This window comes from Streptosporangium subroseum (assembly GCF_900188345.1).
Classification (GTDB): domain Bacteria; phylum Actinomycetota; class Actinomycetes; order Streptosporangiales; family Streptosporangiaceae; genus Streptosporangium; species Streptosporangium subroseum.
This window is the reverse complement of sequence record NZ_FZOD01000050.1, coordinates 41,217-62,113: the sequence shown is the minus strand read 5'-3', so window position 1 is coordinate 62,113 and position 20,897 is coordinate 41,217. Positions and strand designations below refer to the sequence as shown.

At 66.4% G+C, this 20,897-nt stretch carries 20 protein-coding genes and 1 pseudogene; 12 read left to right on the top strand and 9 right to left on the bottom strand.

The window, feature by feature from the left end; all coding sequences use genetic code 11:
* The first annotated feature begins 13 nt into the window (after window positions 1–13).
* Both CHC08_RS34575 and CHC08_RS34570 read left to right on the top strand, forming a co-directional pair.
* On the top strand, window positions 14–337 hold the full coding sequence (locus CHC08_RS34575) for a YciI family protein (protein ID WP_089211590.1): 324 nt from the start codon (window positions 14–16) through the stop codon (window positions 335–337).
* On the top strand, window positions 334–1,572 hold the full coding sequence (locus CHC08_RS34570; protein WP_089211589.1) for an RNA polymerase sigma factor: 1,239 nt from the start codon (window positions 334–336) through the stop codon (window positions 1,570–1,572). The genes CHC08_RS34575 and CHC08_RS34570 overlap by 4 nt, the downstream gene beginning before the upstream one ends.
* A 542-nt stretch (window positions 1,573–2,114) precedes the next feature.
* Here the strand turns inward: CHC08_RS34570 and CHC08_RS34565 are convergent.
* Window positions 2,115–3,308, bottom strand: coding sequence for a hypothetical protein (locus tag CHC08_RS34565; RefSeq protein WP_089211588.1), 1,194 nt, complete (start codon window positions 3,306–3,308; stop codon window positions 2,115–2,117).
* A gap of 288 nt (window positions 3,309–3,596) precedes the next feature.
* On the opposite strand from CHC08_RS34565, the gene CHC08_RS34560 reads away from it, so the two are divergent.
* Together CHC08_RS34560 and CHC08_RS34555 are read left to right on the top strand one after the other, a co-directional pair.
* Entirely contained in the window at window positions 3,597–3,884 is a 288-nt protein-coding gene (locus tag CHC08_RS34560) for a hypothetical protein (protein ID WP_089211587.1), read from the top strand.
* 67 nt (window positions 3,885–3,951) lie between these two features.
* Window positions 3,952–4,197, top strand: coding sequence for a hypothetical protein (locus CHC08_RS34555; RefSeq protein ID WP_089211586.1), 246 nt, complete (start codon window positions 3,952–3,954; stop codon window positions 4,195–4,197).
* 143 nt (window positions 4,198–4,340) lie between these two features.
* Here CHC08_RS34555 and CHC08_RS34550 read toward each other — a convergent pair whose 3' ends face one another.
* On the bottom strand, window positions 4,341–5,474 hold the full coding sequence (locus CHC08_RS34550; protein WP_089211585.1) for a winged helix DNA-binding domain-containing protein: 1,134 nt from the start codon (window positions 5,472–5,474) through the stop codon (window positions 4,341–4,343).
* A 277-nt stretch (window positions 5,475–5,751) separates the two neighbouring features.
* Between CHC08_RS34550 and CHC08_RS51890 the strand changes: the two genes are divergently transcribed.
* The gene (locus CHC08_RS51890) at window positions 5,752–5,937 is read left to right on the top strand and encodes a hypothetical protein (RefSeq protein WP_089211584.1); all 186 of its coding nucleotides are present in this window, start codon (window positions 5,752–5,754) and stop codon (window positions 5,935–5,937) included.
* Between the two features lie 140 nt (window positions 5,938–6,077).
* On the top strand, window positions 6,078–7,322 hold the full coding sequence (locus CHC08_RS34540; RefSeq protein WP_089211583.1) for an MFS transporter: 1,245 nt from the start codon (window positions 6,078–6,080) through the stop codon (window positions 7,320–7,322).
* Between the two features lie 275 nt (window positions 7,323–7,597).
* Here CHC08_RS34540 and CHC08_RS34535 read toward each other — a convergent pair whose 3' ends face one another.
* Window positions 7,598–8,662, bottom strand: a complete 1,065-nt coding sequence (locus CHC08_RS34535; RefSeq protein WP_089211582.1) for an integrase core domain-containing protein — start codon at window positions 8,660–8,662, stop codon at window positions 7,598–7,600.
* Window positions 8,663–8,984: 322 nt separating this feature from the next.
* The gene (locus tag CHC08_RS34525) at window positions 8,985–9,743 is read right to left on the bottom strand and encodes a DeoR/GlpR family DNA-binding transcription regulator (RefSeq protein WP_179282379.1); all 759 of its coding nucleotides are present in this window, start codon (window positions 9,741–9,743) and stop codon (window positions 8,985–8,987) included.
* A gap of 48 nt (window positions 9,744–9,791) precedes the next feature.
* On the opposite strand from CHC08_RS34525, the gene CHC08_RS34520 reads away from it, so the two are divergent.
* From CHC08_RS34520 to CHC08_RS34510, 3 genes are read left to right on the top strand one after another with little or no spacing between them, the layout of a single operon-like run.
* Window positions 9,792–10,010 carry a hypothetical protein gene (locus CHC08_RS34520; RefSeq protein ID WP_089211580.1) on the top strand — a complete coding sequence of 73 codons (219 nt, stop codon included), beginning with the start codon at window positions 9,792–9,794 and terminating at the stop codon, window positions 10,008–10,010.
* On the top strand, window positions 10,007–10,696 hold the full coding sequence (locus tag CHC08_RS34515) for an NUDIX domain-containing protein (protein ID WP_089211579.1): 690 nt from the start codon (window positions 10,007–10,009) through the stop codon (window positions 10,694–10,696). The genes CHC08_RS34520 and CHC08_RS34515 overlap by 4 nt, the downstream gene beginning before the upstream one ends.
* The gene (locus CHC08_RS34510) at window positions 10,693–11,097 is read left to right on the top strand and encodes a hypothetical protein (RefSeq protein ID WP_089211578.1); all 405 of its coding nucleotides are present in this window, start codon (window positions 10,693–10,695) and stop codon (window positions 11,095–11,097) included. The genes CHC08_RS34515 and CHC08_RS34510 overlap by 4 nt, the downstream gene beginning before the upstream one ends.
* A 278-nt stretch (window positions 11,098–11,375) precedes the next feature.
* Here the strand turns inward: CHC08_RS34510 and CHC08_RS34505 are convergent, their stop codons facing one another.
* A complete protein-coding gene (locus CHC08_RS34505; RefSeq protein ID WP_089211577.1) occupies window positions 11,376–12,350 on the bottom strand; it encodes a helix-turn-helix domain-containing protein in 975 nt (324 codons plus the stop codon).
* 172 nt (window positions 12,351–12,522) lie between these two features.
* Here CHC08_RS34505 and CHC08_RS34500 point away from each other — a divergent pair, with 172 nt between their 5' ends.
* On the top strand, window positions 12,523–13,476 hold the full coding sequence (locus CHC08_RS34500) for a proline dehydrogenase family protein (RefSeq protein ID WP_089211576.1): 954 nt from the start codon (window positions 12,523–12,525) through the stop codon (window positions 13,474–13,476).
* A 550-nt stretch (window positions 13,477–14,026) separates the two neighbouring features.
* Here the strand turns inward: CHC08_RS34500 and CHC08_RS53040 are convergent.
* Window positions 14,027–15,214: pseudogene (locus tag CHC08_RS53040) on the bottom strand (IS701 family transposase).
* Window positions 15,215–15,679: 465 nt separating this feature from the next.
* Entirely contained in the window at window positions 15,680–16,552 is an 873-nt protein-coding gene (locus CHC08_RS34480; RefSeq protein ID WP_089211572.1) for a helix-turn-helix domain-containing protein, read from the bottom strand.
* A 406-nt stretch (window positions 16,553–16,958) separates the two neighbouring features.
* Here CHC08_RS34480 and CHC08_RS34475 point away from each other — a divergent pair, with 406 nt between their 5' ends.
* Together CHC08_RS34475 and CHC08_RS48695 are read left to right on the top strand one after the other, a co-directional pair.
* The gene (locus CHC08_RS34475) at window positions 16,959–17,753 is read left to right on the top strand and encodes a hypothetical protein (protein ID WP_143653453.1); all 795 of its coding nucleotides are present in this window, start codon (window positions 16,959–16,961) and stop codon (window positions 17,751–17,753) included.
* A gap of 617 nt (window positions 17,754–18,370) precedes the next feature.
* Window positions 18,371–19,345, top strand: a complete 975-nt coding sequence (locus CHC08_RS48695) for a PLL family lectin (protein WP_143653452.1) — start codon at window positions 18,371–18,373, stop codon at window positions 19,343–19,345.
* A 268-nt stretch (window positions 19,346–19,613) separates the two neighbouring features.
* Here CHC08_RS48695 and CHC08_RS51880 read toward each other — a convergent pair whose 3' ends face one another.
* Both CHC08_RS51880 and CHC08_RS51875 read right to left on the bottom strand, forming a co-directional pair.
* Window positions 19,614–20,435, bottom strand: coding sequence for an ISAs1 family transposase (locus CHC08_RS51880; protein ID WP_245878741.1), 822 nt, complete (start codon window positions 20,433–20,435; stop codon window positions 19,614–19,616).
* A 132-nt stretch (window positions 20,436–20,567) separates the two neighbouring features.
* Window positions 20,568–20,720, bottom strand: a complete 153-nt coding sequence (locus CHC08_RS51875) for a transposase family protein (protein ID WP_245878740.1) — start codon at window positions 20,718–20,720, stop codon at window positions 20,568–20,570.
* Window positions 20,721–20,897: the final 177 nt, after the last annotated feature.

Here is a 20,897-nt window from a genome sequence, read left to right as displayed (position 1 = left end):
AGATGATCTTCAGATGCGTTACTTGGTTTCCGTGATCGATGACAAGAGCAATCCCGGCAGCACGGACAGGCAGCCTGCCATCAGCGCGTTCAACGAACGACTGATCGCCGAGGGCTATTGGGTTTTCGCGGGCGGACTCGCGGACACCGACGCGGCCACGGTCATCGACAACCGGGGCGAGCAGGCGGTGTTCAGCGACGGGCCTTTCGTGGAGTCGAAGGAGTACCTCGCCGGCGTCTGGGTGTGGGAGGCCCCCGATCTGGATGTGGCGCTCAAGCTCGCCGCCGAGGCGTCGAAGGTCTGCGATCGGAAGGTCGAGGTGCGGCCGTTCCAGTGAGCGACGTCGAGAAGGCGATCACCCGGGCCCACCACGAGGAGTGGGCGCGGGTGGTGGCCGCCCTGACCAGGCGCTTCGGTGACCTCGACATCGCCGAGGAGGCAGCGGCCGAGGCGTTCACGACCGCCGTCGAGCGGTGGCCGGCCGACGGCGTCCCGCCCAACCCCGGCGCATGGCTGACCACCACCGCCAACCGCAAGGCTATCGACCGGATCCGGCGCGAGAACAAACGCGACGACAAGCACAGGGAGGCTCAGATGGCGTACCACGACGACCCGCCCGCGCCTCCTCCCAGCGCCATCGACGACGACCGCCTGCGGCTGATCTTCACCTGCTGTCACCCGGCGCTGGCGATGGAAGCCCGCGTGGCGCTGACGTTGCGCATGGTCGGCGGTCTGACCGTGCCCGAGATCGCCCGCGCCTTCCTGGTGGCCGAGAGTGCCATGGGGCAGCGGATCACCCGCGCGAAGGCCAAGATCAAAGCGGCCCGCATCCCCTATCGCGTGCCGTCCGCCGAGGACCTCCCGGCACGCGTCTCCAGTGTGCTCACCGTCCTGCTCCTCGTCTTCAACGAGGGCTACCTGGCCACCGGCCCCGACACCGATCCCCTACGTCACGACCTGACCGCCGAGGCGATCCGGCTCACCCGCCTGATCCGTACCCTCCTGCCGGACGACGGTGAGGTGGCCGGGCTGCTGGCGCTGATGCTGCTCACCGAGGCCCGCCGCACCGCCCGGGTCTCAGCCGGCGGCGAACTGGTCGCCCTCGACGAGCAGGACCGAGGAGCCTGGGACACGGCGCTGATCGCCGAGGGGCACCGGCTGGTGCGCGAGCGCCTGGCCGCTGCCGCCGCCGGGGTCGCTCCGGGCCGCTACCAGATCCTCGCCGCGATCAACGCCGTGCACACCTCCGCCCGCGACATCCGCGACACCGACTGGTCACAGGTCCTCGCCCTCTACGACCAGCTCGTCCGCCTCGACCCCTCGCCGATCATCGCCCTCAACCGGGCCATCGCCGTGGCCGAACTCGACGGCCCGGAGGTGGCACTGGCGGCCGTTGACCGTCTCGAGCACAGGTTGGCCGGCTATCACCCCTACCACGCCACCCGCGCCGACCTGCTGCGCCGGCTGGGCCGCGGCCAGGAGTCGCGAGCGGCCTACGACAAAGCCATCGACCTGGCGGGCAACACCGCCGAGACCGCCTACCTGACCCGCCGCCGCGACCAACTGCGGTAGCGCCCACGGATCCCGATCGAAACCCCGCGCACAGCGGCGGCCGGCCCCGGTGGAACACTTGCGCGGGCCAGAAGCATCAGCGCCCTGCCGACCAACGGATCTGCCTGGACCAAGGACTACAAGAAGTTCTGCGGCGAGCGAGGTGAGCTCGAATCGTATGCGCGTGACGAGGTCGGCGGCGATACGCACCCCTGCGGTCTCGGCTTGTGAGCTCGCTGAACGCGGCTTGAGCCTGCGGTGCGGCGGTCGCTGGCATCCCTGATGTCCGATGAGGCTCGTGGTTGGCAGGATGGCGACTGGTGGCCGGCGCTGGGTGACCCGGCGGCGGGCGACGGGATGGTCAATTTGATCGGTCTCGCCAGTACGGTGTAACCGTGGCTGCCGCTCCGGCGTGCCCAGGCGCACCGCACCCACAGTTCGGTGGTCTCGGTGCGGGCCGACCGTGCTGTGCCGTCGCCGGCGGTGCCGTATCTGGTGACCGATCCTCACCTGCGCCCGGTCGGCATGGACTGCTTGGTCCCCTTCGACACCAGCCTCTTCTGCTATTCGTAGTGGACCGGATTACCGTGCAGGTCACTCTCGCCGCAGGGCCAGGCGCCGGTGTCGAGTGGAGCCAGATCGGTGGCGGCGATGACGAGGGCGCTGTCGCCCTCGGCCCGGTCCCTGGTGAGGACGAAGAACAGCCGTCCACCCTCCAGCAGCAGCATCCGATCGACTCCCTCGCCTTCTCCTTCGTACAAGGTGTGGACATGGAGGTCGGGATCGACGATCTGGAGTGTGCCGTCGCGCCAGAACGCGGCCCGGCCGTCGCCGCTCAGCACCGGGCCGGCGGTGTAGTAGCCGGGCAGGTACGGGCCGTCGGTCATGCTGCCGTCGCGATGTAGCCGCCGGACCCGGCGGGTCGAGGAGTCGCTGTTGTCCAGTTCGACGACGCGGATCCTCCCTCGGCTGCTGACCAGCAACTTCCCCTGGCTGGGCCACTCGGCCACCACAGCGCCGTCCCGGTCATACAGCCATGTCGAAAACGCGCCGTACCCCTGTCTGCCGACCAGGAACCTGCCCTGCCCAGCAATCGCCCGCTCACCTGTCGGGTGCGGCGGCGTCACCCAGACCAGAGTCCCAGTCGCCAGGTCAAGGCAGAAGCCCATGCCGATACCACTGGACCAGTCGGTGTAGGTGGCCAGCACCCGGTCCGCCGACACCAACAGCCCAGCCCAGCGTTCCGGAGCCAGATCCCTCGGCCGCCACGGCACCTTGGGCTCCGCCTGCCAGCCGTCGACCGCGCTCATCTCGACGACGCCGTCGTAGGACAGGCGCGCATCGGGCAGTCCGGCCGACCAGCGGCTCGCGCCCGAGCCGTCGGTGCGTTCCAGGCGCACCTTGCGATACGGGCGGCTCGTCCACGCCACCAGGAACCCGTCCGGCAGGACGACGAACGTTCCGATCCGCTCATCGGATGCGCAGGAGAACTCCACTCGCCGACCCGGCGTACCCGACACCGTCGTCTCCATCAGCGCACCGCCATCGGCCACCCAGACACCACCATCCGGCGCGACGCGCATCTGCCCACCCGCTGTGCCAAGGGACCTGCTCCAGCACAGCCGTCCGTCCAGGTCGACCGCCTGCAGAACGGTCCCTGACTTCGCACCGCACACGACGTACACCGGCCCTGTCGCGGCGGCAGCGGCCAGGGGACCGGGCCGCCCCAGCAGATCCACACGTTCGATCCTCGTCATGACCGATGATCGTCCCGGTCCTGGATCCCCTTCGGCAACCCCACGCACCCCCAGAGGGTGTGCCAGAGGCGCGGTAAAAACGATCTACGTGCGGAACGAACGCTCATCGGCATGAACGGACGTAGCGGCTCCCCCCTCTTGGACCTGCGGGCACGGACGATGAGGAATCGATGCATGATCCTTAGGTCCGCCGTCAAGCATCAGGTGGGATTAAACACTTGAACTGAGTACTCCTCAGATCGTCTGAGCTGCGGGTTCGGCGCTGTCCCAGACACGTTCGAAGCCACCGTGAAAGAGAGCCAGCGTGCCTATCAGGTCGAACTGCTCACAGCGCTGCGAAACGAGCTCATCAATCGGGAGGTCATCGCGGTCCTGATCACTGATCAGAAAGAGCGTCCGTGCCTGGACGTCACCGACAGTGCGTTCCGTAGCCGTCGCGTCTACGTTCACCTGGCGTTCCTGTGGTTCTACTGGGGCGACCAGCACGACGAGCGGGTCTCCTGCCTGCGCCTGTTCCCCGCGGCCGACGTGCTCGCCGAAGCGGTTCGGGCCGGCCAGCCGTCTGCGCGACGCTGAGGGACTCCGCCACGGCCCTTACTGGCTGCGAAACCTGAGCTCGGCTGCGTATGCGCAAGTCGATGAAGTGGGCGCGAACGCCATTTTGCGCACCTGGGCGGAACAATTCGGTGCTCTTCCCGCGGCTCTGCTCGCTCGGCTGGATCGTGAGGTTCATCCGCTGATCACGAGAGCCAGTGGAAGGTATCAGCTTAAAGATCTCGGCCGTGAGGCATTTCACGACTGGGGTGGAGTCCACACCGAGTTCTACGAACTGGTCCTCATCGACCATGCTGCTCAGAGTTTGTCGCTCCTGGTCGCCGCCGACGACTGAAAAACGAGACTCGGCTGGCTGGCTATGCCGGTGGGAATGAGAGTTGGATATCAGTCATTCCGGGAGCCGTTTCACGCTTCTTGGGCCGCGCGCGTCGGTACGTCCGGGGGCCACCTTGGCCCCCTCACTGCCGAGTAGGGCCGTCACTTCGGGAGCAAACGGATTTCGGCGCTCGGCATGTGCTTGGTCCACCAGTGAGCGTAGCGGCGATAGACGGTGGTCCCGCGATCCGCCAGGAACGCCGCCAGCGCACCGGCCTCCGCCGTGAGTCCCTTCCAGACCTCCTTGTTCAGGCGGTGGAAAGCCGTCGCTTCGATGCCTCCCTCGACTGGGCGCCACACACCGGCGACGTAGCCGTCGACGAGCAGGGCCGGCAGGACATCGCCGTTGCGCCGGATGACGAGCGAGCGATATTCCGGTGGAATGATGCGGCTGCGATCGGAGTAGGCGAGCAGGACGCTGTCCCACATGGGCAGCAGCCGCGGTGGGGCAGCGGTGTCCTCCGCCGGAAGCGGTGCCCCAGGCACGTCGAACAGCGTTGCTCCATCCGGCCCCTCCAACTCCTCGACCTTGCCGGCCAAAGCCCGTACGGCCTGCAGCAGCACCGTCCGCCTGAGCATGGTGAACTGCGCCATGTCCGGCACCGAGGCGGGACCGAAGGCCCGTAGGTAACGCAGGACCAGTCGCCGCACGGAGTCGTCCTCGGACTCCGGACCTGACGTGGCCCGCGCGGCGACGAACGACGACCGCGCACCGAACGACCAGGGCCCACCGGTCGGCGCGTGATGCAAAGGAGCGAACGTCCGCAGCGCCCACCACACGCCCCGCTTGGGCTCACCGAACCTGGCCTTGAAAAAGCCTTCGATCTCGGCGCCGGTGCGCGGATGAGCCACGAACTCCGCGAGATGGGGAAGGAGGGCATCGGCGTCGGCGATGGACAGCCCGCTCGAGGTGAAGCGGGAGTCGCCCAGACGCGCAGCCCGTAGGTTGCGCCGCATCGCGTTGTGGAACCCCGGGTAGTCCTCGGCGTGCACCGCGTGCAACGTGAGGCGCATCAGTGAGGCCTTGACCACCTCGCGGTCGGCGAATGCGGCGTCCAGGTCTTCCGGTTCGAAGTCGGTGAGCCGGTTCCACAGGGCGAGATACGGTGACGGGGCCTCCTGCGCCTGCAGAGCGACGATGCGGCGGACGGCATCGGCCACTGCCAGCGATTCGCGCTCCAACAGCATCTGTCGGCCGAGCGTGGCTCGGTTGAGCTGTCGGGCGGTAAGTCTCATGCCAGGATCCTTGTCCTCAGCAGGGGGCGGGCACCAGTGCCTATCACAAGCCGCCTCGGTATGACCGCGCAGCCCCGCGGATGCGATGCCGCACGGTGATCGGCCCGTGTTGCCCTTATATGGAACTTCGGGAGTGCAAATGATGATCGAATGACCGGCGATAGGGCGTTCTTTGATGATTTGACAGCTTCGTCCTGAGGTATGAGCTGGTCAAACGCCCTCAAGATCATCCCTTGAATAGACCGTGACCAGCGATTCAAGGCCATCGTGCAAGGCGGTGTTGCTGTACACCACTCCACTGGACGTGGCCCCGCGCCACCAGACCGGCCGCCACGAGGCGTGCGATCACCTTGGAGACCGCCGGCGGGGTGAGACCGGTGTCTTCGGCGATCATCGCACGGTCGAACTCGCCGATGCGGCGTGCGATCGCGACACCAACGCGTCGTTGTATTCGCGCAGGTAGTCCAGGTTCGCCGCCTTGTCCACCCGCCGGGGTATTACGCAGCAGCGTTGCTAAACTAGGCGAACAGCTACCACGAGCGCACTGACCGCCTCCCCAAGACACACGGCGGAGTCGTGCTCCACTGATCACGAAAGTTTCGCATGAGCCCCCTCACCCCGGCGCAGCGTTGGGCTGCGCTCCTTGCCCTTGCCCTCGGGGGCTTCGCCATCGGTCTGACGGAGTTCGTCGCGATGGGTCTGCTGCCGGACATCGCACGAAGCCTGTTTCCCGCGATGTACGAGCAGTCCGCCTCGCAGGCCGTCGCGCACGCCGGTTGGGTGATCAGCATCTACGCGGCCGGCGTCGTCGTCGGCGCGCCGCTCTTCGCGGCCGGCACCGCCCGGGTCCCCCGTAAGAAGATGCTGCTCATCCTCCTGGCCATCTTCATCGCCGGCACCGTCGCCTCCGCGGTCGCCCCGACATTCGGCCTCGTCCTGGTCGCCCGGTTCGTGGCCGCGCTACCGCACGGGGCCTACTTCGGTGCCGCCGGCCTCGTCGCGGCGTCGATCATGGGCCCGGGCAGTCACGGCAAGGGATTCGCGGTCACGCTCGGCGGCCTGACCGTGGCCAACGTCATCGGCGTACCCGCAATCACCTGGATCGGCCAGGCGGCCGGCTGGCGAGTCGCCTATCTCGCCATCGCGGTCGTGTTCGCGCTGACACTCTTCGCCGTGCTTGCGACCGTGCCGTCCGTCGCCGCGCATCCGAACGGCACGGCTCGCAGTGAGCTGCGAGCCTTTCGCAGGCCTCAGGTCTGGCTCACCGCGGGCATCGCGTCGCTCGGCTTCGGCGGATTCTTCGCGATCGACAGCTACATCACGCCGGTCACCACACATGTGGCCGGGCTGTCGGCGTCAACGGTTCCGTGGGTGCTCGCCGTGGTCGGGCTCGGCATGACCGTCGGAAACGCCGCCGGGGGGTGGGCGGCGGACCGCAACATGCGCCTCGCCATAATGGCCGGGTTCCCGGCGTTCATCGTCTCGATGGCCGTGTTCGCGCTCATCGCGCGGTCACCCATCGGGCTGTTCCTCGGCGTGTTCCTGGTCGGTGCGACCGGCGTGTTCCTGGGCCCGGCCTTGCAGTCCCGCCTGATCGCGGTGGCGCCCGGAGCGCAGATGATGGGCGCCGCCCTCAACCAGTCCGCGATGAACGTCGCCAACAGCCTCGGCGCGTTGCTCGGCGGCATCGTCATCGCGCATGGCCTGGGCTACATCGCGCCCAGCTGGGTCGGAGTCGGCTTCGGCCTGCTGGGATTCGCGCTCGCGGGCACCAGCTTCGCATTGGAGGCGACGACTCGGCCTGCGACGGCGGAACAGTCGCTCCGAGAGCCCGCCGAAGTTCGATGAATGATCACCCGTGTGGGCGGAGCCAGACGAGCAAGTAACCGCGCCCAGCACTACAGGGGAAAGGTGCCGCCGATGCGGGTGGCATGGTGGCACGGCCAGCGCCGTGCAACCCATGCTCCAGTACGATGACCGGGGAGTCAGGTGTCCGGAGGCGCACCCCGACGGCCGCACCACCCGCTCGGACGGTGCCCTTGCCGAAAACCCCATCCGCACAGGTCAGGCGGCATGTTGGTACTCGTTGAGGATGCCTGTGGGTGCCCGTAACTCGGCCACCCCTATGCGACCTCGGAGTATTCGTGTAGGAGGCCACCGAGCCGGTCTCGTCGGATGACCTTGATATCGGCGTCGACGGGGTCCGGGAGTGCCCGGAGCGGGCTGGCGTGGTCCAGGGCCCGGTGCGGGCGGTGCCCATTGAAATAGGCCGCGTATTCGGCGATGACCTTACGCAGGTGGCGGGCGTTCATGATGAGGATCCGGTCCAGGAGTTCACGGCGTACGCTGCCCACCCAGCGTTCCATGATCGCGTTCATCCGCGGAACCTGCGGCGCGGTGAGCACGATCCGGATTCCCGCGGCGCGGAACACCTCATCGAACATCGCGGTGAACTTCGCGTCGCGGTCACGAATCAAGAACGTGACGTCGGCGGCGCGGTCACCCAGGTTGAGCATCAGGTTCCGGGCCTGCTGGGCGACCCGGCCCGCGGTCGGATTCGGAGTGACACCCAGGACGTGAACGCGGCGGTTGGCATGTTCCACGACCGCGAAGCAGTACAGCCGGGCCAGCGTGATCGTATCGGCGTGGAAAAAGTCGCAGGCCAGGATCCCGGACGCCTGAGCGCGCAGGAACTCCTCCCAGCTTGGGCCGGACTTATCCGGGGCAGGGTCGATGCCGGTTTCGTGCAGGATCCTCCAGACCGTGGAAGCGCCCACTTTCCGGCCCAGGCCAGCCAGTTCCCCGGCGATTCTGCGGTATCCCCAGGTCGGATTCTCGGCTGCCAGGCGCAGCACCAGCGCGCGGATCGTCGGCCGTGTCGGCGGCCGGCCGGGTGTCGTGCGCTTGTAGGTCCAGCGCCGTTTAACCAGATCGGCGTGCCAGCGCAGCAGGGTGTCGGGCGTGATCAGCAGCCCGATCCGGCGCGGTTTCGGGAGCAGCCGGACCAGTGCCGAGATGAGGGCACTGTCGGCCCACGACGGCTTGGGCCGGGTGACCTGACGACGCAATACCGCGAGTTGGTGGCGAAGCACCAGGATCTCGGCGTCCTTGGAGACGTCCGAGCGTAGGAATAGGGCAGGGGCATCGAGAAGCCGAATGAAGATCAGATAGATCAGTCGTAAAGCCACGAACCCGAAGCCTGCCGGTCTCAGGCCGAGTCTGCCCGGCGAACGGGAAACCCCAGGTCACACTGGGTGGCCGAATTCTGGGCACCCACAGGCTCAGCGCGCTGGTCATGGTGTTGATGTTCTTCTGCGTGTCTACGCCAAGTGCATTGAGGGACAGCGACCACGAGCTAACCAGCAAATATCTGACGCGCTCGACGTTTGATCAACCAGGAACTGAAAGGTCCCGGCTCTGAGCAATTGTCAATTCCTGTGGATGGCTGGGTCGTGGTGGCGGTGGTGCTTTAGATGACCTGCCGACCAGCGAGCGTTCGGCTCGTGGCCGTCAGCCGGTTGTGAGGATCTCCACGCCGCGCGCCGTCAGCCGTTCGACGACTGCGTCGTGGGGGTCGGCGTCGGTGATCAGTCCGCTGATCTCTTCCCAGGGCAGGACGCGGAACCGCGAAGCTGTGCCGAGCTTCTCGGAGGAGGCGAGGACGTAGGTCTCCGCCGCGCGTGCGGCCAGGGCACGCTTCATCGCGGCCTCCTCGGCGTCGCCAGTGGTTAGTCCCACCTCAGGATGTACGCCGGTGACGCCGAGCAGACAGAGGTCGGCGGAGACGTTCTGCGCGGCCTCGACCGCGGCCGCTCCGCAGGCGACCGCCGAGTGCTTGAAGATGCGGCCACCGAGCATAAAGAGCTCCGTCTGCGGATGGTCGAGCAGCGCGGCGGCAATGGTCGGGCTGTGGGTGATCACGGTGCAGGCCAGGTCCTGCGGGAGCGCGCGGGCGACGGCGAGGGCGGTAGTGCCGCCGTCGAGAATCAGCGCACCGCCCGGCCGCACCAGCCCGGCAGCCACCGAAGCGACCTTCCGCTTGCCGTCCGGGGCCACGGTCTGCCGGGCGGTATAGCCGACCACCGCGGGTGAAACAGGTAGGGCGCCGCCGTAGACCCGCAGGCACAGTCCCTCGGAGGCGAGATCGCGCAGGTCGCGCCGCACGCTGTCCTCGGAGATCCCCAGTTCGGCGGCGACGTCCTTGGCGACGATCTTGCCCTCACGGGCGAGCAGGCCGAGCAGGTGGTCGCGCCGTTCAGCAGCCAGCATGCACATTCTCTCCTGTTCTTGCACGTTTCTGCATGTATCTTAGCGTCCGTGATCGACAAGCCCATGCTCATCCTGATCGCCGGCCCCTACCGTTCCGGCACCAACGGCGACCCGCAGGCCATGGCCGCCAACCTCGCCCGCCTCGAAGCCGCCGCCTGGCCGGTCTTCGCCACCGGCCACCTCCCCGTGATCGGGGAATGGATCGCCCTGCCCGTCTACCACGACGTGGCCGAGATTCCCCGCCGCACCCCGCAGGAGACCGCGTGACAAGCCACCCCGGCATCGACACCCCCGACCATCACGGCCGCACCGGCCTCGACCAGGCCGGGCGCGGCCTGGACCGCAACCCCGATGTCGTGATCCGCAACGTCGAGCTCACCTCCCAGGGCTGGCACGTCCTGCGCCGCACCACCTTCGACTACCGCCGCCGCGACGGACGCTGGGAAACCCAGCAGCGCGAGACCTACGACCGCGGCAACGGCGCCGTCGTCCTGCCTTACGACACCGGACGCGGTTGCGTCCTGCTCACCCGCCAGTTCCGCTACCCGGCCTACGTCAACGACCACCCCGACGGCGTGCTCGTCGAAGCCGCCGCAGGGCTGCTTGACGCGGACGACCCGCCGACCGCCGTCCGACGCGAGAGCGCCGAGGAACTCGGCGTCACGCTCGGCCCGCTCACCCACGTCTTCGACGCCTACATGAGCCCCGGCTCCGTCACCGAGCGCCTGCACTTCTTCGCAGCCCCCTACACCCCGGCCGACCGCACAGGGACCGGCGGCGGACTCGAGGAAGACGGCGAGGACATCGAGGTCCTCGAACTTCCGTTCGCTGAGGCCCTCGCCATGACCCGCGACGGACGCATCACCGACGGCAAGACCATCCTGCTCCTGCAATGGGCAGCCCTGGATGGACCCCTCGCCCCCGCAGCGGGTGGGAGCAATGGTCACGAGTGAACCGCGCCGGAGTACATCAAAGCCTCCAGCAATCCCGGCGCGGTTCATCCTCCCACCGCGGCCAGGCCGCCATCGACCGGCTGGCCAAGCGCTACCTCAACGCGGTCATGGCGCACACACCCGTACATGTCTCCTGGCTCAACCACGTCGAAATCTTCTCCATCGTCCAGCGCAAGGTCGTCACACCCAATGACTTCACCAGCCTTGACCAGGTCGAAGACCGGCTTATCGCCTTCGAGCGGCGCTACAACCAGGCCGCCCGACCCTTCGAATGGAAGTTCACCCCGGCCGACCTCGAGGACCTACTGGCCCGGATCGAGCGACACGAACAGAAAGAGTCGAACCTCCAGCAGCACGATGACTGCGACCACCAGCCTGCCGCGCCGAAGGCCGCCGCATAACCCCGAAGAACGTCCGAAGTCGACCACTTAGGCGAGATCGATTCGGTGACCTGATCCACGAGTACGTGCAGGTCGCATGAGGTGACATGGTTCTCGGCATCCATAGGGTGTCACCGGAGGCGGCCTTGACCTCGACGAAGCCGTGGCCGTCCTCCTGGCCGGCGTCGAGCAGTTGCGCTGGGGCGACGTACAGCTCTTCGAGTATGGCGATCATGCCTGACTCGAGCCCGAACGTGATCGTGATGATGGCCGAGAACTCTCACCACCCACGCCTGCCGTCACGGGAAGGCGCTGTTCGGGCGCGTGCGCCGGCCACGGAAGGTACGTCGGTAGCTGTGGGGGGTGGTTCCCAGGCGCTGGGCGAAGTGGTGGCGCAGCGTGGCAGACGAGCCGAATCCGGCCCGCTCGGCGATCGTGGTGATCGACTCGTCGGTGTTCTCGAGATGCTGCTGAGCGAGCAGGATGCGCTGGTTGGTGAGCCACTGGAGCGGGGTGATGCCCATCTCCTGGTGGAAGCGCCGGGCGAAGGTGCGCGGCGACATGTTCACATGGCGCGCCATGCTCTCCACAGTCAGTTGCTCGTGGAGGTTGGCCTGCAGCCAGGCCTGCAGGGATGCGAAGGGCCCGACGCCGAGCTCGACGTTCGGGCGTTTGATGTATTGGGCCTGATTTCCGTCCCGGTGTGGAGGCGCCACCATGCGCCGGGCAATGTCGTTGGCGACTGCGCTGCCCTGCTCCTTGCGTACCAGATGCAGGCAGGTGTCGATGCCCGCAACGGTCCCCGCGCCGGTGATGACCGGGTCCTCGTCGACGAAGAGGACGTCCACCTCCACCCGGGTCTTCGGATAGCGGCGGGCGAGTTCCTCGCCATAGCGCCAGTGGGTGGTGCAGCGGCGGCCGTCCAGCAGGCCGGCCTCGCCGAGCAGGAAGGCGCCGGAGCAGATGCTGAGCACGCGCGCGCCCCGTGCCACCGCGGCCCTAAGCGCCTCGTACAGGTCCTCCGAGTGCCGCACGTCCGGATCCGAAGCCGGAATGCCGATGAGATCGGCCGACTCCAGTCGCTCCAGTCCGTGAGGAGTCTCCACACGGAAGCCATGCCTCGTCCGCACGCTCGTTCCCGTGGGCGAGACGACCGCGAAGTCGTAGACGGGCAGGCCGTCGTCCCCGCGGTCGATCCCGAAGATCTCACAGAACACTCCCAACTCGAAGGCGTGGCCGCCGTCGAGAGCGAGCACCGCGACGTCGTGCAGCATCCGGTTCTCCTTGAGAGGCGCATGAGGTGGCAGGAATTTCAGCTTATTCGGCTGCTCTGCCACTCTCGCTCACGGAGCGGCACCGGAAAGATTGACAGAGCAGAGCGATCGGGTCCAAGAGGGCCGGCGACTGCGTTTCCCTCTTTTCTTCATCTTCATAGGTAGGCGCACGATGACGAGCACGTTCACCCCTGGCATCGAGGAGACGTCCGACGCGGCGGCCCAAGTCCTGCGCAAGCTCGCGCTGGACGAGGATCTCAAATGGCGTGTCCCCGCGGACCCGGTGCTCGGCGGCATCGTCCGCAGGGTGGCGCGGCGCTATGTGGCCGGTGACAACCTCGCGGACGCGCTGGACCGGCTCGAGGGGATTCTCGCGAAGGGCCACCGCACGAGCGTCGAGTACATGGGTGAGAGCTGCAGCGACCCGCAGCGGGCCGGGGCGGAGACGGACGTGTTCGTGGACGCCGCGCGCCTGCTACCGCCGGGCTGCTCAATCTCGCTCGACCTGTCGCACATTGGCCTGGCGATCGATGAAGATCTGGCGTTGGAAAACGCCACACGCATCGCGCGGGCTACAGCTGACACCGGGCGGGAGATGATGATTTCGGCGGAGGGCTCGGACCGTACGGACACAGTCTTGTCCGTGCACCGCAAACTGTCCGAATGTTTCGACCACGTCGGGATCACCGTTCAGGCGCGGCTGCACCGTACCGTCGAGGACCTGCCGGCGCTGCTCGACCTGCCGGGCCGGATCCGCCTGGTCAAGGGGGCCTTCCTGGAGCCGGAGACGATTGCCTACGCGCGCGGGGACCAGGCCCTGGCCACGGCATACCTGCGCTATGCCAAGCTGCTGGCCGCGTCGGGACATCTGTGCTCGTTCGCCACCCATGACTGGGAGCTGATCAACCAGATCGACCACCAGTTTGGCACGCCTGGTCCCGATGTGCCCTGGGAGTTCGAGGCCTTGCTCGGCCTCGGGCCCGACCGGCTCGCCGCGATGGCGGAACGGGGTCATCCCACCCGCGAGTACGTCGTCTTCGGCACCGAGTGGTGGCTGTATGTGTGCAACCGGCTGGCCGAGGACCCCCAGCGCGTGCTGCAGGCGCTCATCGACGCCGCCGCCTGAGCGGCGAGGGACAGAGCCCCGGAGTCCTCCGCCGCCGGACACGGTGGGGAGCAGTATCCCGTGCTGATCGAAGAGTTCGGCAAACCTCGCAACGACTGACCGATCCCGACACCGGGATCTCAGCGGCCTCGGTGAGGTCTCAACTCCGTGTAGGGGTCACGGGAAACGAGCACCTCCATCCCGGGAAGGGATCTTCTAGGGCTCCGACCCACCCCAGCTCACACCCATTCGTGAACACCCCGTGCCACCCGGGTGGATCGACACCACTCCGCACCGTAGAGCGGCCGCTTTGGTCCGCGCGGTGCGCGAGGTGTCACCAGAACGCACCCCTATGGGTGACTGGCGGTTCGCGCTGCCCAACGAGCAAGGCGCCCTGGTCCCCGCGCGGCTGGATGCCATTCCGCTTCCGGAAGGGACGCCACCCATCGCCCCGATGGGCTGACCTGCTTCTCGGGCACTGCTCACCGCGAGCAATCGTCAATACCTGTGGATCAGGATCTTTCAGGCGGCTGCGGATGAAGTCTGATCGTCGGGGCGTTCGACTACAGGTTCAGACCGTGTCCGCTCCTTTTGGGTTGAGGCGCCGTTCCAGGCAGAACAGATGCGCTGCGGAAACGAGGGCGACGTGGTGGTGGAATCCGGCATAGATCCGGCCTTCGTAGTCGCCCAGACCCAGGGCCTGTTCCATCTCGCGGTAATCGGTCTCGATGCACCAGCGGCTGGTCGCGTGTTGGACGAAGGTGGACAGAGGAGTGTCTGCGGGCAGGTCGGTGATCCAGGCACGAAACGGTTCAGCGTCGTGCTTGCGTCGCCATTGGACCAGCAGCGTACGCTCGGGGAGAAGGCGCTGTCCGGTGGTGGCGATGTGTCCTCGTTCGATGATCCCGGCGATATGGACGGGGATCGCGGCGAACCACCCACAGCGAGCAGGATGATCCGCCGTCTTTGCGCGGTAGAGGAACCGGCGAGCCCGGCCCTGGCTGGTGCGGGCCAGCGCATCGACGCCGATGGCCGGTCGCCGCTTCGCCCAGGCGGTGATCGGCGCTCCCGTGACCGGCAGGACCGTCGTGTCAGCGTTGACCGCCACCAGCCAGGGGATCCCGCGCTCAGTGAGCTCGTTACGGAACGCGACGTTTGGTGCCGTAGTCGCTATCGGCGATGACCACGGGCGGCCTCAGCCCCATTCGGCGATCTCGTCCAGTAACTCCAGCGCGATCTGCTGTTTGGTCCGATGCGCGAGCGGGGGTGGGATCCCTGCCTTCGTGCGGCGTTCAGGATCGTCGGCCCATACCTGCGGAATGAACAATCGCCAGTGCAGTGGGGTGGAACCGGTTTCGGACACCGCATGGACCGAGACCGCGACCTGGCATAGGTGCTGCTCGCGTTCCCCGCAGTGCTGCACGATCGCTCCGGCGGTGCCGTGGCCGTAACGGACAAAGGGATGATCGTCGATCAGCCATGCCGCTGGATCGATCACCGAGACCGCTCGCGCGGCGACACGCCGCATCACTTCGGTGTATTCCCAGGTGGACTGAGCGACGAAGTGACCGAGATTCTGCCGGGGCAGGCCCAGCCGACCGGCCATCGGCTCCACCGACTTTCGCTTTCCGTCGAGCATCAGCCCACGCAGGTACTGCTGGCCGTAGTCGCGTTGGCCTCGGTAGGCGAGGTAGGTGAAGATGTCAGCGGCGAACTCCGTGAGGTCCTCGTTCAGAGCCTCGACAGCTTGTAGGTCCATGACACCACGGTGACTCCGCTGGGCAAGGTCGTTCAACTACGCCACTGAACAGGTCAAGGACCATGACCAAGCTCTATTTGAGGGGATTGACACTTCCAGTAAGACGCCGTCCTATGAGGTCCGCTGGAAGGTCGAGGGCAAGCAGAAGTCCAAGACCTTCCGGACCAAGGCACTGGCCGACAACTTCCTGTCTGCACTCCGCCAGGCGGCGAAGAAGGGAGAAGTCTTCGACATCGCGACCGGACTCCCTGAGTCGATACTGAGGCAGGAGAAGGACGCTGGTCTGAGCTTCCTGGACTTCGCCCGGTCGTTCATGGCGTCGCGATGGCTCCACTCTGCGGCGCGGAGATGATCCAAAATAATCCTGACGGATTTCCGTGACGCTGAGCCCGTGGTTGCAACAACCGGCGCTCGCTGCGCGAAAAACGCACCATAGGATGCGCGACGGCGGCGGATCGGGGGAGGTCAGCCCGCGCGGCGGACGACGGCAGGGGTCGTGCCCAGCCGGGCGCGCATCACCCGGGTGAGGTGTTCCTGGTGGGAGAAGCCACAGCTGACCGCCACCTCCCCGATGGAGGAGGTCCCGGTACGCAGGAGGCGGCATGCCTGCTCCAGGCGCAACCGCAGCAGGTACTGGTGCGGCGACTCGCTCGTGCTCGCTCTGAACTGCCGGGTGAATTGGCTGACGCTCAGCGAAGCCGCGGCGGCGAGGTCGGAGAGCGGCAGCGGCTCGGCGAGCCGCTGCTCCATCAACTCCCGCACGCGGGAAAGCTGCCGCGGCGAAAGCCCCTTCGGGGTTTTGTACGGGGTGCGCTCACGGTCGGCAGGATGCCGGTGCACCAGCTGGGCGGCGAGCATCCCGGTGAGGTGGTCCACGTAGGTGCGTGCGGAAGGTTCCCAGCGCTGTATGACGCCTTGCAGGGTCAGCATGAGCTGCTCGACGAGGGCGTCGGTGGCGCCCAGTTCCTCGGTCAGTTCCACCGTCCGGTCGTCGTTGGCCTCGCGCAGTGTCTCATCGGTGAGGTACGCATGCACTGTGTCGAGCCGGCCGCCGAGCTCCACCGCCAGACCGTGGCCGGCCGGGTGGAGGAAGAACCCTCCGCGCGGAACCTGACGGGAACGCCAGGCTCTGCCCTGACGGCGGCTTACTGTGACGGGACCGTCGAGGTGCAGGATCAGCAGGTGGGTGGCGGCGGGGGCGAACTCGGCACGGTACGGCCGTTCCCGTTGGGTGGAGACGTACAGACGCTCCCACCCGAGACCTGAGCTATTGCGCCAGGAGGTGACCCAAGGCTGCCGGAGTATGCCGCACGTATCGCCCAGACCCAGCTCTCCCATTCTCGCGCCCCCCTTACACCCGAGACCGGCGGCCGGCTGACGATCCTACAGACGTGGCCAACGGCGAACGCGGGCGGGTACGCCTGGACCCTGGACGGACGCGCCCGTGGTGTGCCGGGGTCGAGCGGATGCCGATTATCAGTGTCACCCAGATCGCTGGCTGCACGTTCGGCTCATCTCTCTGCACAAAAAACGCTTAAACGATGGTATGCGCTGCAAGTCCCTTATAAGCCTCGTTAACCTCCTAATCGCTAGTTGTCATTTCATCGGGGGATTAATGCGTTTTCGTAACTCTGCCCGCTTGGCCCGTGTCGGTGTCGCGACTCTGCTTGCCGCCGCCGCCGGCCTTGCCCTAGCCGGGGCGCCGGCGTACGCCGCGGACGAGTCGAACCTCTCCGTCATACCGTTGAGCACCCGACTCGCGAACGGCGTCACGAAGGCCGTCGCCAAGCCGTTCCAGTTCCGAATCGTCAACTTCGGCGGGGCGAAAGCCCGGGCGGTCACCGTCACCGTCGATGTCAGCAAGCTGGACAAGACGCGGGTCGGCTACGTCGTTCCGAACGGCTGCATCGCGAACGCCACCGGGTACACCTGCAAGCTGGGCGACATGCCCGACTTCACCCACAATATCGGGGTGCCGCTGTACAGCCTGGGTGAGGAGGGCCCGGCCGGCACGCTGTCGGTGAAGGTGGCCGGCACGACCCCCGACCCCTACCTGGACGACAACAGCGCCGAGGTGCCGGTCACCGTCACCACGGCAGGCTACGACCTGGTCCCGTGGGCCCAGGACGTGTACGCCGACGTCGTGGTCGACCGCGACGACACCGGCGAGACCGACCTGACCCCGGTCAAAGCCGGGCACAGCGCCGTCCTCGACTGGGCGATCTACAACTACGGCAGCCGCCCGGCCGAGGGAAGCATCCGCTACGGGTTCACCCTGCCGGTCGGCGTCACCTTCGCCAAACAGCCCATCGGCTGCCACACGGCAGTAGTGAACGGTCAGACCGTCGCGAACTGCGAGACGCCGTACATTACGCTCCAGCCGGGTAAGTCCTTCGCCACCCCGATGAACGTGAAGGTCGGCGGCAACGGGACCAGCACCGTGATCAACGGCGCATCGTTCTACGTTGACGGCCCTACGCCTGAGGACGTCGACCAGGACGACGCGGACACCTACTTCGAGGCGTTCACCAGAGGCTAGAGCGGCGTCTCAAAGCCTGTTGTGCGGCGGCATGTCATCCAGGTAAGCAGAGAGGTCTCCGGTAGAGAGGTTCATCGACCAAGAATCTGACATCCGGAGACCTCGCGCCCTCTTCAGAGGTGACGGACGGTTCGACCTGACCGATGCGCAGTGGGCGGTGCTGGAGCCGCTGCCTGCGCCAGACGGCCGACCCGGCCCTTCGACACGCTATATCGCCACCGGCAGCGGGGTCGGTGTCTGGCGGCCGATCCTGCTTCACACGTGGCACGACATGCGACACCACCGCTTCCCCCTTGCAGCATCCGAGCTCGCCGACATGCGGCCCCTCTAGCGGGAAGCTGTTCGACCTCACCCCGAGAAGGGGTAAACCACGTCAACCAATCAGTAATACCTCTCATACGTCAGCGTTGCCGTGTCGGTCATCGCTGTTACGGAATTCGAACCGAAGACACTCGGGGTTCATACGCCTGGCGTGGATTCCGCGAGTGGAGCGTTCCCGCCGACACTTGAGCATCGGCAATGCATCGTCCGAGGCGATCCACAGATGATGCGCATCTCTGACGCATTGCGATCATCTCGCCGTATGGACTAGTCATCTCTTCTTCGAAGGACACTTCATGTTTTCATGGAAAAAATGGCGGTTGGCAGCAATTGCCCTATTGGCTGCTTTCTCGGTCCTCATCGTTACCGGGACTCCGGCGTCCGCCGCAACCGCACCGGGCGAGTGGGACCACTGGAGCAACGAAAGAGTAAACGGTAACCAATACCTCTACGCGACAGGCACCATCGCTGAAGCAAGGAATGGGGGCCGCCTACTCAGGGTATGGAGAGCCAACGATAACACTAGTGCTATATGGGCATCCTTTGGCGAAAACGGGACGGCATTCCGAGTCGACGGGGCGACATCCTGGGCCTCCCCCACAGTCGTTCCTTGGGGTAACAGCGGATTCGCCCTCTTCCATACCGGAACGAATGGTCGCATTTACTGGGCTATCTACGATGACTACCTCAACTGGTCAGGTTGGCACACCTCCGGTGCGACGACGCAGTTGTCGACTCCCGTATCGGTCACTCAACTGGGTGCGGGTTCACGAGAGTTGTACATGGCCTATCGCAGTGGATCCGACTTCGGCATGTGGGGCAGCTTCTTCAACGGCACAGACTGGCAGAACTCCCAGAACCTGGGTGGGAGCACGTACTCCTGGCCTGCTGTGACCTGGAACCCGGGGAGTCATCGGCTTTACGCTGCGCACACCGGCACCGACAACCATGTCTATCTGCAATGGCAGGAGTACGGCGGCACCTGGCACGGCTGGTTCAGCGTCGGCGGCGATGTCAACGGAGCCCCGTCCATCGCCGCCTCTTCGACCGGTAATATGCAAGTGGCAGGTCGGGACTGGGATTCCTTTGTTTGGTACCGCGAATTTAATTCTTATGCGTATCCGCTGCGTGACTGGACTCAGGATCCGGTTTTCCTGCGAGCTGCGTGGCCTGTTTACCTCAGCGTGGCCGGCGCTGTCATCTACTCGATCATGACCATGTCCAGTAATCACCAAGGTGTTTACAAGGAATCATTCAACGGCAGCTTCTGAAGCATGCCTTGCGAATTCGTTGATTTCCAGGTGACCGCATGAGACAAAGGCTTGGATGCCCATTGACCGATATTCCGTTGTGGGCATCCAAGCCTGTTGCTCGCGACCCCCGAGCTGGGCGGTGCAGGGCCCCGGCGTATCGAGGGTTTGATCCGTTGAGGGCCGGTCGGTCATGGGGCAAACAGGGTCGGTAGGCGGCGTGAGGCGTAGCCGTAGTGGCGGCGGGCATGGGCGATGTCGGTGTGGCCTTGTTGTCAAAACGCGCCGATCACGAGGTTGCGGATCGCGGCCATGACGTGCGGGAGTCGCCTGGTGCGGACCTGGCCGACGTCTTCGCCGAAGGTGACATCGCGGACGTAATGCCCGGAATTTCCACTGCCCAGTGCGAGCGGGCGTAATGGTTGAGATGCTCAGGGCCGGCCAGGTCAGCGGGCAGGCTGGTGATCCCGAACATGATCTCCTTGCTGGTGCGGACTTCGTCCAGGCCGCCGCGACAACGCAGGATCCGGAAGAGTTGGGCGGCGCCGGGGAAGTCAACACCCGTGGCGGGCGCGGTCCGGATCGTGCGCATCTCGATCCGCCCGTGACCGCGGTCGGTCATGGTGTGGCTGCGGGTGGCGAACTGCTGACCGGTCCCGGTCAATGCCTCGATCGCGGCGGCCAGCAAGGTGGGCTGGTTGTCTTTGAGAATGAGGACATAGTGAGCGCGGTGGTCGCCGGTCAGATGCCGGGCGCCGGCGCGGACGGTGTGTAGGGCGTCGCCGGTTGAAACCATTCCTGCCACGTCGAGTCCGGCCAGCAGCGGCGCCAACTCGGGGACTTCGGTGGTTTTGGCTCCGATCTGCCGTTGCGCCCAGACGGTGCCGGAGGCGACGTCGAACAGCGACAGCAGGCGGACCTGCCCACCGCCGGGCAGGCGCGCGCCGCGCAGGGCCTTGCCGTCGAACGCGGCTGACGGCAACATCCCCTCGGGGATCGGTCGCTGCTGTTGCCGGTGGAAAGCCCGGCGCGCCTCGCGCTCGCGAGGGGCCGGTTCGCCGGGCAGGTCACCGGCAGGTTCTCCGTCCCGCTGGTGGTGCGGTTCGGCCAAGTAAGCAGCGGTTTGCCGGTCCACGTCGTTGCCGTCGATGTCGGCCAGGACCCGGCGCAGGGTCCGCTCGCTGGGCGGGTGGCACCGGCCGGTGAGGGGATCGCACCAGCAGCCCAGCGCGGCGAGTACGTCCTAGGGCGCCTCGTGTGTCCAGTGGCTGATCGCGGTGATCGAGTCGCCGCCGACCGCGGCCGAGCCAAAGACCATCACCCCCAAGATTGACTCCAGGGTATGCCGGACCTTGACCGCGCAGCGGATGTCCTCGATCAACTGGAATCTGGCCAAAAGTCCGGGCCTGCTGTGATTTCCGATCATATGTCCTGAGCCATCTCGCCCTCGCCGGGCGCGCTGATCAGCGATGATAGGGCGACGGGCATGGTTTCCTCCGAGGATCGCACGGCGTAAGACACCGTTGATCTTTAGGGACCGTGCCCTTCCTCACGCGCGAACTGGGCCAGCCAT